General features: G+C 34.4%; 12 protein-coding genes and 1 tRNA gene. 8 read left to right on the forward strand and 5 right to left on the reverse strand.

Going from position 1 to position 13,035, the window contains the following annotated elements; translation table 11 throughout:
• Positions 1-846: 846 nt before the first annotated feature.
• Together Cyrtocomes_RS03090 and Cyrtocomes_RS03095 are read right to left on the reverse strand one after the other, a co-directional pair.
• The gene (locus Cyrtocomes_RS03090) at positions 847-1,188 is read right to left on the reverse strand and encodes a hypothetical protein (RefSeq protein ID WP_322497743.1); all 342 of its coding nucleotides are present in this window, start codon (positions 1,186-1,188) and stop codon (positions 847-849) included.
• The gene (locus Cyrtocomes_RS03095; RefSeq protein WP_322497744.1) at positions 1,142-2,434 is read right to left on the reverse strand and encodes a hypothetical protein; all 1,293 of its coding nucleotides are present in this window, start codon (positions 2,432-2,434) and stop codon (positions 1,142-1,144) included. The genes Cyrtocomes_RS03090 and Cyrtocomes_RS03095 overlap by 47 nt, the downstream gene beginning before the upstream one ends.
• Before the next feature lie 687 nt (positions 2,435-3,121).
• On the opposite strand from Cyrtocomes_RS03095, the gene Cyrtocomes_RS03100 reads away from it, so the two are divergent.
• Positions 3,122-3,277 (forward strand): hypothetical protein, encoded by a 156-nt coding sequence (locus tag Cyrtocomes_RS03100; RefSeq protein WP_322497745.1) that lies wholly within the window; start codon positions 3,122-3,124, stop codon positions 3,275-3,277.
• A 190-nt stretch (positions 3,278-3,467) separates the two neighbouring features.
• Here Cyrtocomes_RS03100 and rpsI read toward each other — a convergent pair whose 3' ends face one another.
• Positions 3,468-3,857 carry a 30S ribosomal protein S9 gene (gene rpsI, locus Cyrtocomes_RS03105; protein WP_322497746.1) on the reverse strand — a complete coding sequence of 130 codons (390 nt, stop codon included), beginning with the start codon at positions 3,855-3,857 and terminating at the stop codon, positions 3,468-3,470.
• A 24-nt stretch (positions 3,858-3,881) separates the two neighbouring features.
• The gene (gene rplM, locus Cyrtocomes_RS03110; protein ID WP_322497747.1) at positions 3,882-4,331 is read right to left on the reverse strand and encodes a 50S ribosomal protein L13; all 450 of its coding nucleotides are present in this window, start codon (positions 4,329-4,331) and stop codon (positions 3,882-3,884) included.
• A gap of 372 nt (positions 4,332-4,703) precedes the next feature.
• Here rplM and Cyrtocomes_RS03115 point away from each other — a divergent pair.
• The 7 genes from Cyrtocomes_RS03115 to groL all read left to right on the forward strand — a co-directional run bounded on the left by Cyrtocomes_RS03115 (position 4,704) and on the right by groL (position 10,600).
• A tRNA-Arg gene (locus Cyrtocomes_RS03115) sits at positions 4,704-4,781 on the forward strand.
• A 628-nt stretch (positions 4,782-5,409) separates the two neighbouring features.
• Entirely contained in the window at positions 5,410-6,144 is a 735-nt protein-coding gene (locus Cyrtocomes_RS03120; RefSeq protein WP_322497748.1) for a F0F1 ATP synthase subunit A, read from the forward strand.
• 23 nt (positions 6,145-6,167) lie between these two features.
• Complete coding sequence (locus Cyrtocomes_RS03125; RefSeq protein ID WP_322497749.1) at positions 6,168-6,392, forward strand: F0F1 ATP synthase subunit C; 225 nt, start codon at positions 6,168-6,170, stop codon at positions 6,390-6,392.
• 35 nt (positions 6,393-6,427) lie between these two features.
• The gene (locus tag Cyrtocomes_RS03130; protein ID WP_322497750.1) at positions 6,428-6,865 is read left to right on the forward strand and encodes a F0F1 ATP synthase subunit B family protein; all 438 of its coding nucleotides are present in this window, start codon (positions 6,428-6,430) and stop codon (positions 6,863-6,865) included.
• Positions 6,866-6,878: 13 nt separating this feature from the next.
• A complete protein-coding gene (locus Cyrtocomes_RS03135) occupies positions 6,879-7,361 on the forward strand; it encodes an ATP synthase F0 subunit B (protein WP_322497751.1) in 483 nt (160 codons plus the stop codon).
• Between the two features lie 1,270 nt (positions 7,362-8,631).
• Positions 8,632-8,922 (forward strand): co-chaperone GroES, encoded by a 291-nt coding sequence (groES, locus tag Cyrtocomes_RS03140; protein ID WP_322497752.1) that lies wholly within the window; start codon positions 8,632-8,634, stop codon positions 8,920-8,922.
• Between the two features lie 31 nt (positions 8,923-8,953).
• Positions 8,954-10,600, forward strand: a complete 1,647-nt coding sequence (groL, locus tag Cyrtocomes_RS03145) for a chaperonin GroEL (RefSeq protein ID WP_322497753.1) — start codon at positions 8,954-8,956, stop codon at positions 10,598-10,600.
• A 649-nt stretch (positions 10,601-11,249) separates the two neighbouring features.
• On the opposite strand, the gene Cyrtocomes_RS03150 is transcribed toward groL, so the two are convergent.
• The coding region (locus Cyrtocomes_RS03150; RefSeq protein ID WP_322497754.1) for a hypothetical protein at positions 11,250-13,035 on the reverse strand (1,786 nt) is incomplete at its 5' end.

Genomic DNA, 13,035 nt, shown 5'->3' on the forward strand with positions numbered 1-13,035 from the left:
TTCTTTCTAAATTCTATTGGATATGACATTTTTTCTTTATATAGCATTTATATCATTTTTATCAAAATTAGCATGACATTTTATAACGGATTAGCTATAGCTCTCTAAGATAGGAATATCTCTTGGTGATTTACCAATGCTCTTGACCTCCTTCTCCACAGCTTCTCCAGCCGTGTATTATCATCTGAAACGGTATATTCATTATCCTAGCTCGAATTAAGATACATCGATACAGACATGTATTTCTCTTTGAGAGAGTATTTTATTTTTTGTTCAATCTGCCACATTATTTGCACCTATACCTTTGCGTGACTATAACCATTCTTGATCATGGTTTTGTTAGAGCAAAATTTACACACCTTCATAGCACATTCATTTAACACACGTTGTCACGCTATCACATAATAAAATCTATCTTTTTATGACAATACCTATTTATAAAGATGGTATTTTATCTGAAATAAGTAGTGAGGAATTATAGTTATTTTAAGGCTAATAAATTGTAATACAAGAAATATTATGCTATTTCAAATAAAACGACTCTAACTTAAAATTAGAAAAGAAATAACGCAAACTTCTACGCGGCTCTCTCAAAGAAAATGAGCGTGAAGCTAAAAAAGCACAACCATCCCTCATAACGGTGCAAAATTAGACGGATCGATTTTATTAGCTAATTAATATAGGGTTTTAAGCTGAATTAGCATAGGCTGTAATATAGTATTACATGTTATCTATCTCAAATAAAACAGCTATATCTTGCGACTATACGATCTAAGGATCAAGAATCATACATATCTTTTCTTATATAGGCCGCTATCAAGTATAACGTTTATTAACAGTGCATAGTTAAAATACAAACTTTACGCCAAAATCTATACTAGTATTTTTAGCCTGATTTACAACTTTATCTTTCAATATAATATCACCATGTACATCTCTAAAACCAGCTTCAAAAGTCAAATTGATATTTTTATTTATATGGTATGAGAAAATAATTGATGATCCAAAGCTAAAGAAATTTTCTTTGCGTTCATCAACAGATATAGAAGAATTACCAAAATGAATTTTTGTACCAATCATAAATTTTTCGCTAATGTTGAACATGCGAGAAAGATTTATTGAAGCTCTGTTTAATTTTATATCAAAAGGATCCTGCTTTATCTGCGCCGTATGTATATTCAAGCCCAACCTCAATTGGATTTTTATTTGATAAAGATAATGAGCAAGAAACGGTCTTATATATCTCTGAGAGACCGAGCCCAATTATAACGTTCTTATACTGTGCTTTTATAATTCCAGAAGGAACGAATTTTGCAAATGGTGAATGGATAGGATCTTGACTAGCTTGTAAATCGTATTTCTCGCTACCTTTCTTCTTATCAGTAGCAGAAGGTTGATCAGCAGCGTCCTCATTTCCATAAAGAATGGAGTACTGGTCACATGTTTTCTCATCATTTTGCTTGGCATTATTATTTGGGTCAGTTTTCTCATCATTAGCAAAATACTGATCAGCAACGTCTTTATTTTTATAAGAAATGGAATATGGATCATGTGTTTTATGATCATTTTGCTTGGCATTATGATCTGAGTCAGTTTTCTCATAAGTAGCAGAACGTTGATCAGCAACGTACTCACTTTCATAAAAAACGGAATACTTGTTACATGTTTTATTATAACATTTGTCAATAATCTTCTGACCAGATGATACTGTTGCTGCCGGAAGATCACTACTTTCATTAGGTACTGTTATTGTGTTTACTACAGTAGTTGTAGTATTAAACAATGGTTGAATTTTATCTGCATTCGCTTCTTTTGTAGGTACAGAAGATTGATCAGTTTGGCTATTTTCGTTATTAGTGCCGTTACTAGTGCTGTTATTCTGAGCACCAATCTCATTATTGGTGTTGGAAGAATAGTTTGCTAAGCCTTTGAAATCCCTAATCAATGTCTCGCAGCTATTATCAAGGCCATCACCAAGGTTGTCGCACTTAACGCAACTATTCTTCTGTACCAGCTCATATAATTTCTTTGCGTCCTCAATAACACATTGTTCACGATTTGGATTCTGGCAAGTGGTATTAGAATAACTATATATTGGTATGTTTGGGAATAAGTGTTTTTTTTCCTCTCTGGTATAGAAATCAAATATTCTTTTTGAAGGAACAATTACCATATCAGTAGTCCCGCATTCAAAGAACGTATTATACTCAGAGTATGGTAGTGCTGTTTTATAATACTCATTAAAGCCAATAGCATATTTACTACCATCTTCATGGGTATAAAATTCTATAGAATTAGTAAATTTCGACAAGCGGTCATAAGGATTTTTGGTACTTCGTTCCGTTGTACTGCCCCAGCTTGCAAAAGCACTATTAGTGCCAAGAAGCAAAATGCAAAACGTGGATAATGTTAATAAGCTATTTTTGTACACCATATCAATCTAATATTACAGAGCGTAGTTTGCTATGCGCTATAGTAATACATTATTACATATAATCAATATATTATTATAAATAATTAGCTAGATATTAGAAGATGATATGCCTCTTTTTAGAGATTAGGTTATTTTTATGGTGATTTTAAATTGTATATCTATCATCTAGATATACTTAGTAAGCAATAGATAATTTTGCATAAAATGGTTTTTAGATTATTTGTTTGTTATTCATTTCGTGTTTGATTGTTTTAAATCCAGGTCACTGGACAGTCCATTCATCTATATAGCAAAAAATAGCCCAATTTTCGAAACCGTAATAATATGTATGCGAGTACCCTGAGTTTTTAAAAGACATGAGGCCAGCATTGAGGTGCGAATAAATAAAGTGATATCAGTAGATCGGCTTTATAAGATTAACAATAGTAAAATCAAAGGGTGTAATTTAGATTGTTTAAGGAGTAAAAGATGTATATTTGTGCCGAGATTAAAATCATCATGAGAGGTTTATAAATGCAGCTTAATAACTTTAAGTTTCCAAAAAAATATAGGAAGAAGCTCTGTTAATGGAGGGGATATGAAGAAAAGCCAAACAATTAGTACGTCAATCAATGATGGTTAATGAAAATGTTATTTTATATGCTACAAAGCTTCAAGATTAGGCCCATAGAATGTGGTGCGATAATAATGCGAATCGGAAAGGAGGCGGGTAAGTTTTTATTCAGAACACAGGCTGCTTTTTTAAGAAGAAGTGCTACTAAGCCAGTTATAGAGTTAGGGCAGCCCAATAAAAGAATGAATCAGAGGCGCTTTGTTACCTTTTATACCTTGATAAGCCAGTAAAATGCCAAGATATTAAACACCACCTACATAACAAGAAGCAACTGAAGACCACTCAGCGCTGCTTCCACACCAAACCCGTGAATTAAGCAAAAAATCCACAAAATAAAAAGTAAATATTCGGCGAGTAGAAGAGCGCCAGGCAAATATTTTATTCCTAAAAGCTATAGAGGTGTAATTCCAGATATAACAATCAGCGTTTAGAAAACTGGAAGCTTTTTCTAGCTTTTTTACGGCCATACTTCTTACGCTCAACTGCACGGCTATCTCTAGTTAAGAAACCGTTAGCTTTTAGTACTGCTCTAAAAGAACCACTTGCCTCATTTAAGGCCCTACTAATACCATGCCTAACAGCGCCAGCTTGAGATGGTTTACCACTACCCCTAACTGTGCAAAAAACATCAAACTGATCAATTGTATTAGTGGCAATTAGAGGTTGTTTTACTAAATGTAAAAGGCATTCCCTACCGAAGTAAATCTCTGCACTCTTATTATTAACAACTACTTTCCCTGATCCACTAGATATCCAGACCCTTGCTGAGGCTTCTTTTCTTCTTCCTGTACCGTAACTTCTAGAATCCATATAAATTGTGCGTATAAAAAATAACTATAATTCTATCGACTCAGGCTGCTGTCCTGAATGGGGATGCTGATCGCCACCATACACATAAAGCTTTTTGAACTGAGCTCTTGCAAGCGCGCTCTGCTTAGGCATCATACCACGAACAGCATTCATAAGAAGACGCTCAGGATATTTACCAGAAAGTATCTTCCCAAACGTTCTTGACTTTACGCCGCCTGGGTATCCAGTATGCCAGTAAAAGCTATTTTGATCAAGTTTCTTTCCAGTAAGACGAACCTTAGCAGCATTTATAACAATAACATTATCACCTGAATCTATATGAGAGGTGAAATACGATTTATGCTTGCCGCGTAAAACAATGGCTATCCTAGAAGCTAGCCTACCTAAAGTCTTGCCTTGCGCATCAATTATGAACCAACTCTTCTTAAGTTCGCCGTGCTTTAAGAAGGAGGTGCCTGCCGAATAAGAAGCCATACAGAAGCATACCAAATCCACATAAGGCGGGCGAATCTAATACTTTGTTCTCACATTGTCAATCAGGTATTTGAAATGTAGTAGTGAATACTTTCTTTATTATGTAGGAAAATTTTAAAACGGCGCTAAGATGGTGTGTGCAACGGTGATGGTATTGTTGATTTTTTATAGAGCTAAGCAAGTAGCTGTGCCGTTACTGCCTTCAAGGCAACTTAAAAAGTTAGTTTTAATAGTAACTTCTTAATAAGAATTGGGTATAAAACAATTGCAGTCCTATCAATAACTAATTGAACATTAATTTTTAGTATCATTTATAAATTTTCTTATTGACTTTCGTTGGATAGTTTTCTAGCTTCCGGGCCTAATCTTTGCGTGCTCTTAGCTCAGTCCGGATAGAGCAGCAGCCTTCTAAGCTGTAGGTCGAGGGTTCAAATCCTTCAGGGCACGCCATGATATCTGTTTTTAAATGTTTGTAGTCTTAGTAATTACAAATTTAGGTCTTCCGCTAATTGTAAATATTTCCAGTGGATCGTTGGGTAATATTGGTGCCACAATATTACTTGTGTCTTGATTATGTTATAAATTGGTGATTATAGTAACCACTTTGTAATATAGTGAAAACATGAAGCATTTGATCATATACGTAGTTTTAGAATAATCTTTTTCTATTCAATCGCACTAACTAACTCGTATGCAAAACATCTTGTTTTTTTTACGAAAAGTGTTTTTGTAAATTATAAAAAATTGAATTCCTCTATAGAAAGCTATGATGAAACATGTTGTATGATAGCAAATACTCCAATAGCTAGGAGAATCCGTTTAAATGATCATATTTTGATGCTGAGTAATTAAGTGCTTATGCGTTTATAACATGAATAAATAGAGTTTAGATATATATGATTGGTAGAAGAATTCATATAAGAGTTGTGTACATATATTTTGGTACGTGCGCTATAATCAAAGAATATCTAAATATTTCTACAGCGTGAGCGATTAAGGTGGCATTAAATCTAGTTTGTTAGTTGGCAAAATTAGCATTTTAAGCTATTTTGCTAATAAAGTTTTTGATATTCGACATATGGGTGACCCTCTTGCACAATTCGCTATAAAAAAAGTGATCTCGTTTACCGCTTGGGGAGTAAATGTTTCCTTTACGAACTATGCGCTGGCTTGCATTGTAAGCGTTGCGCTTATCTTACTTTTTTTTACTATTATATTAATTACAAAACCTTCAAAAACTAGAAAGACAACAAGGTCAGCTGCGCTCGCCACTATTTTATACGAGGTTGTCGTTAATATGATTGGAAAGGATACTCAAAAAGAAGATATATATAAATTTTTCCCGCTCATATTCACAACTTTTATTTTTGTATTAGGGTGCAACATTGTTGGCATGATTCCCTTCTCCTTTACTGTAACTAGTCATATCATTACAACTTTTGCCCTTGCCTCGTTTTTGTTTGTAATTATCAACGTAGTTGGTTTTTCAAGACATGGCTTGGGTTATTTTAGGATTTTAGCTCCTGAAGGGGCGCCTCTATATATATTGCCACTTTTGGTTATTGTGGAGTTTTTTGCATATATAGCAAGGCCTATAAGCCTTTCAATAAGGTTAGCAGCTAATATGATGGCTGGGCATATAGTGCTTAAGGTTATTGCGGGCTTTGTTTCTATATCTGGTGTATTCTTCCTTTTTCCTTTTGCGCTATTGACATTGTTAACTGGATTTGAAATATTCGTCGCGGTGTTGCAGGCATATATATTTGCAATACTTTCTTCTGTTTATCTTGGTGATGCAATTAATCTTCACTAGCGTTTTTTTATCTTTTTTATCTTATGGAAAATTTTAAGTTTATAGCAATAGGGTTGATGGCTTTTGGAATGATGGGTGCGGCTATTGGCGTTGGTCTTATCTTTTCCGCGCTACTTAAAAGTATTGCTAGGAATCCTTCGGCCACTCAAGAGTTAACAAAAGGAGCTTTTATAGGTGCTGGTCTTGCGGAAGCTATGGGTTTGTTTGCTTTTCTTATAGCTCTTTTACTTCTTTTTGTGATACAATAGTATATATTCTTCACCGTTTATAAACTTATCTAGTTATGCCACAGTTGGATTTTAGTACCTTTACTTCCCAGCTTTTTTGGCTTTTTATTTCATTCTGCTCCATTTATGCTTTTGTGAGTGTGGTTTTTGTACCAAGAGTCAGGAATTTTATTTACATAAGAAGGAACTATGTACAAGAAATGAGAGATGAGGCTAGGATTGCTTCTGAGAAAGCTAAAGAGATTGAAGAGCGGATAGTTTCGTTGCTTTCGGATGCAAAAATAGAAGCGTCTACCATAATTTTGAATGCAAAAAGTGAAGCTGAAGATTTTTATAATACAAAGATAAAGGAGGTTGATATAGGGGTATCAGAGATGATACGAATAGAAGAGGCTTCGCTTTCTCAGCAGTATTCTTCTGATGTGAAAAAATTATCTAAGAATGTCTCTGATTTGAAAGATTTTATCATGAGCAAAGTCTCTAACAATATGTGAGTAAATACTAGTTATGGCTGGAATCTCGTTAATACTTTCCTTTATTGTGTTTGTGCTTATAATTTATAAGCCGGCTAGTAAGGCTCTTGCTAAGGCATTGGATAATAAATCCGAATTGCTAGACCATGATATATCTGAGGCGGAGGATCTACGAAACTCTGCAAATAATTCGCTTATTAGAGCGAAAACTAGGCTTGTAGAGGCAGAGTTATTAGCAGAGCAGATTAGGAGTAACGCTATACTATCTGCAAAAACTGTCAAAGATCATGCTGAGACAAAGCTAGAGAGTGTTAAAAGCAAAAAAAGAAAATCTGCGCTCATATTTATAGAGTATAAAAAGCGCAAATATGCGCTAAAATTGAAAGATACGTTGTTAGATGAGGCAATAAGATCTATAAGAAGCGATATAACATCCAGTATGGCTACTTGTAACGACCATACATCAGAAACAATAAATAGGCTTTCAAGTACTATAAAGAGATTCACACTACATTAGACGATCTCCTTATAAGAATACGAGCAAGAGGAAAGAATAAAAGCAAAGATTGGAAAAGGCAAAATTTTCTACATTTACCATAAAAGGTGATCAGGGAATTTTATAAAACAACCATTTGCAAAAATGGTTGTTTTGTAGACCTATTGGCATAGGTTATTTTGTGAAATACCAACCAACATAACTCATATTTGCAAAGTGCGGTAATCATATAAGCTTTAACCCGGAACTGCATTTAAGCTTTTAAGATAAAATTGAGTAAGAAAGACGATTTTATCTATCTTGAATTGGTAGTTTATAGTGATTTAAGCTAGTATAGGCTGTAATATCGGTTGTATTATTACTTATTATCTATATTGCCTCAAATAAAACAGCTATATTCTTCTTCTGTTAGCATGTAGCAAAACAACATATTAATATGCTGATTTAAATACATTGCTTTCTCTTATATTAATAATCCTTTATTGGTGGTGCGGGTAAGATATAAGATCAAACCATTCTCATCATGTTTTTATATTTTTCTTTAAGAAGCGTGAAGAAGCTTTTTCTCATTTTAAATTTATTCTTGGCTCTATTTTGTTTTTCTGGAGTTATACTATTATTCGAGCTTAAGATTATGTTGTGTGCTATCATAACCTTTATCATCTATAATTCCAGCAAGTGCTGCTGCGGTTTAATCATAGATGGTCCATAGCTTAAAAAAGCATTGTTACTTCCCTATTTTTATTTGCCATAATATCTAGGATATTTAAATACGTATATTGCTAAATGCTATATATATTAACTGCATAATGAGTTATTTTGCGACGCTTAGCTCAATTATAACTAACGTGTTTTCAAGATTAGCTATGTAGCGTTTGATGCGTCTAGTATCAAAAATAAGAAAAGTTTTATATAGCTGTTTATTTGAGGTGGCGTATACAATATGTAATAATATCGCCTACAGATTATGCTAGCTTAACTCACTATAGCTAAGATATTAATAGAATCTGTTGGCTATGGAAATAATATTTTTACCACGCAAGGCTTTGGTTCTGTGGACGATTCTGGACTACCATGAAAAGTTTGATTAAGCCCCAAATTTAGTATTATCTATGTCAGACTATTGATACATTTTTTAGTAGATCGTAATTCAACTGCTTTTACTGTGATTTCTAAAAAAATCATGGCATTTATACATCTTTTTATAAGAAAAATTTTTTCAACGCACTTGAAGTGTGTTTTCTTTTAAATATATAGGACATGCATTGGTTAATGTTGTTTTAGGTTAAATATGAAAAACATAAAGCCTCTACATGATAGAATCATGGTGGAAAGAGTAGAGCAAGAAGAAAGGACAAAAGGTGGTTTATTTTTGCCTGAATCCGCTCAAGAAAAACCTATAATAGGAGTTGTTATTGCTGTTGGTAATGGAGCCCTACTAGAAGATGGTAAGTTGAGACCTCTTTATGTTAAAGAGGGTGATAAAGTCTTATTTGCAAAATGGGGTGGGACTGAGGTGAAGCTAGATGGGAAAGATTATCTGATCATGAAAGAATCAGATGTCTTAGCTATAATTTCCTAAAAGTCTTTTATATATATTTTAAGGGTTTAGTATGTCTAGAAAGAAATTTTTACTTGGTGCGGCTGCGCGTTCAGAGTTATTTGAAGGCGCGAACATTATAAGCAAGGTTGTTGGTTCAACCTTGGGTAGTAATGGTAGAAATGTTATAATAGAAAGATCATTTGGTGCGCCAAAATGTACCAAAGATGGCGTTAGTGTTGCTAAGGAGCTTGAGATATCAGATAGATTTAAAAACGTAGCAATTCAACTGATTAAAGAAGCTGCGAATAAAGCTAATGATGCTGCAGGTGATGGAACTACTACATGCATAGTGCTTGCGGCGGCGTTTGTTGCAGCTGGTGCGAGATATGCTAATAGTGATGTAAATCCTATGCATCTAAAGCGTGGTATAGATGCTGCTGTGGCTGCAGTTGTAGCAAATTTGAAGAAGATATCAGAAAGCATCAACTATGATGATAAGAGAAGAGTGGCAGAGGCGGCTACAATATCTTCTGGAGATCATATTATGGGGCAAAAAATTGCAGAGGCATTCGCGCAAGTAGGTAAAGATGGTGTGATTACAGTGCAGGAAGCCACAAGTAATGATGAGTTTAGTGTTAAAAGAGTTGACGGAATGAGCTTCGATAGAGGATTCATTGTCCCTCATTTTGCAAATTCTGAGAAGATGACATGCGAGCTTGAAAAGCCTTACATTCTTCTTTTTGATAAGAAAATAACAACCGCTCAATCAATACTTCATATCCTAGAGGAAGTGTCACGCTCAAGTAGACCGCTTCTTATAATCGCGGAAGATGTTGAGGGGGAGGCTTTAAGTGTATTAGTAGTTAATAAATTAAGAGGTGTTCTTAAGGTTGCTGCTGTTAAAGCTCCAGGTTTTGGAGATAGAAGAAAGGCAATGCTTGAGGACATATCTATACTGACTGGTGGTAAGCTTGTCAGTGAAGAAATTGGTATGAAGCTTGAAAAAATTACATTAAAAGATCTTGGAAGCGCGGCTAAAGTTGTTATAACAAAAGATGAGACTACCATAGTAAATGGTGCTGGTTCAGAATCTTCAATAGAAATGCGTCGTAATCAGATAAAAGATCAAATAGAAGATTCGACTTCTGATTATGATAAGGAAAAATTGCAAGAGCGCCTTGCAAAATTATCAAGAGGTATTGCTATACTTGAGGTTGGCGGTATAACAGAAGCTGAAATAAAGGAGAAGAAGGATAGAGTGGAAGATGCTTATAATGCTACAAAAGCTGCTATAGCTGAGGGTATAGTACCTGGTGGAGGATGTGCTCTTCTTAGATCAACAGCATTAATAGACGACTTAAAGCTTGAAAATGAAGATGAGGAAATAGGCGCTCAAATAGTAAAAAGGGCTTTATTTGCACCGTTTAGAAGAATACTAGATAATGCTGGTATCGATAACATAGCTGTTATTGAACAAGAACTGTTGAAAGACAATACGAAAGTATTCGACGCACGATTGAGGAGGTATGTAGATTGCAATACATGCGGAATTATAGATCCTACTAAAGTGGTAAGAACTGCTCTACAAAGTGCTGCTTCCGTAGCTTCGTTAATACTAACATCTGAGGCCATTATTGTTGAAGATGATAGTGATAAGAAGAATGCATCATCTGGGGCACCTCAGATGGGCGGTATGGGAGATATGGGTGGCTTCTAATAACTGACTTTAAATTAAATAACTTGGCGGGTGGTGGTATTGCCTCCCGCTTTTTTATTATAGTAAGTATGACAAAGTCATTGATATTTAAGGGAAACAAGTTAGCCCTAAGCTGGCACTAAAAAAGATATCATAATTTTTGCTGAGGGCAAACTATGGTCATGCCATAGCTGTTTTATTTGAGGTGGCATAATACTTCTTGCATTACAGCTTATTAGCCTTATTTCCAACATGTTAATTTAAATAACTGTAGTATAAATATGGGCGCTTTAAAGATTCTTGATATATAGCTAAGTCAGTATAAAACGTCATATAAAATAGGAGTTAAGAAGCTGCTCGATAGAGCAGTATTGTTGCGCCATTTTATACTATCTTAGCTATCATTCAGTAACTTATTCATGCGGCTAAATCTAAAGCTGTAAAGGCTAGGCTATAAAATCTCTGATTTATGAGTAAGCATAAATTATTACGGCCAGAGTGAAATGCTGATTTTATTCGGCAATGAGTTTTTCAAGAATAGCTGAGGGATGGGCCGTATATAGTTAAAGCTGTATAAAATGATTATATAATGATTCATTTTACTACACTTAACCCAATGCTAACTAAGCACTCTTTTATGGCGATTTAGCTATATAATGCTGGTTACGGCCTAACTGCGTTCTTGCGAAGAGCCTAAAATATAGTGACATAACTCTTTGCATTTTCTTATAATACATTTTATCACGGTAAGTAGTTTTTGGGCGTACTGGTTATCGTGTATATTACACATTATATTACAAAGAAAATTATAAACAGTATGGAGTAACTTGTGTTTTGTTTCTGGATTCTGATCTTTGGATATACATTTTAACTTATTAATTCCATCGTTCATTATATCAACTAATGAGTTTAATTGTGGATTCTGGTTGATCTCTTCTTTTAATTCATGACTAACCTGCTCAAGAAGTTGAATAAGCCCATCTGCCGTGTTGTTCTCTTTGCAAATTTGTAATCGCCCTACATAGCCTTGATATTTGGTAGGAAGCGTTGTGTATATTACAAGCTCTCGCTCTAATTCTGCTATTATATCAGTTACTTTTATAGCTATGGCGTCATTGGATTTTGGTTCTAATACACCAGTTTGATGTCTAGCAAGATCCTGAGCTTGGTGAGAGCCTTGGGTTTGTAGGTTCTGAGCTATGTCCTGAACAGGTTGTGGGTTAGTATTTTTTAAGTGCTCTTTTATTTGATTGTGTAGCTCATTAAAATCATCTGAAGATTTTAAATCAGTGAGGTAGTTAGTAGGTAAGTTTAGGTCTAATGCTTTAGATAATTGCTCTAATCCCTCAAATGTGAAACCATTTTTGATTAACTGAGCAATAATAGATCTCCCGAGGTTATTATGTTTTTGTTCAGTGATGTCTTCTTTTGATATATAAGAACCAATTTTTAATTCTAAATCTTTCATAGATTGTAGATTATTAGCTAATGTTGCAAAAAAGCTATCTGCTCCAGTAGCAACATAAGTTTGCAATAATTGATCTACTTCATCAATATAGTCTATAACTCTTGGTTTGTTATAAATTTTAGCACCTAAACCAAATTTTATTAATTCAAGTAACGATATAATCTGATCATTTGCGTCTCTCGATTGACTCAATACAGTTTGTAATTCTCTCAATATAGAGCTATTTCCAAGAGAAAATGGTTCATTATTGTATATAGAATACCGATATAAATATAAAGCCTGTGCTATATTTCTAGAAATTATAGCTTTTTGTTCTTCTGTAAGTGCTGTGTTTGAGCACAATTTATCTGCAAGAAGCAATATTGCTTTTTCTGGATCTGGTTGAAATGCAAGTCCTCTGCCTGTTGCATCATAAGTAAGCACTTCATCCAAAAGTGAGCAAACGCGTGATAAGAGATCAGGGTCTGTAATAGTGCTAAAATAACGTTGCCTATATTCCTGAAAATTCTTTATAACTTCAGATTTTATATACCCTTTAAGATATAAAACTACCCTCTTTCTTTCTCTAGCTAGATTTTGATACTCTTGAGCATCATTTATAAGATCGAGATCTCGCATGTTTTCAAATGTGTCAAGGGGTTCGTACTGTAACTGCCCAATCCTTTTGAGTAAAAGTACTGGAATCTCAGTCCCAGTATATGCAACTTTTTCAAATACATCTTGAAGCATAGTTAAAACTTGTGGCAATATGTTAGCCCATGGCTGTTGGATATCCAGTCCTTCTGCAATTAGATTAGTTATATTTACAAATATCTTGGGTCTTAAAGGATCTTCTTCCAGTACTGCGCCTCCCATGATAGGCACTGTTAACAAAGGTTTTGCCAAATAATGGAAAAGATGCAATATTATATTGGAGGCGATAAATATGGTATTTAGATGGATAAAAGGTTGTTTCCGATCGACATTAAAACGTTCAATGAATGGGTTT

The organism is Candidatus Cyrtobacter comes (genome assembly GCF_034470605.1).
GTDB classification, from domain to species: domain Bacteria; phylum Pseudomonadota; class Alphaproteobacteria; order Rickettsiales; family Midichloriaceae; genus Cyrtobacter; species Cyrtobacter comes.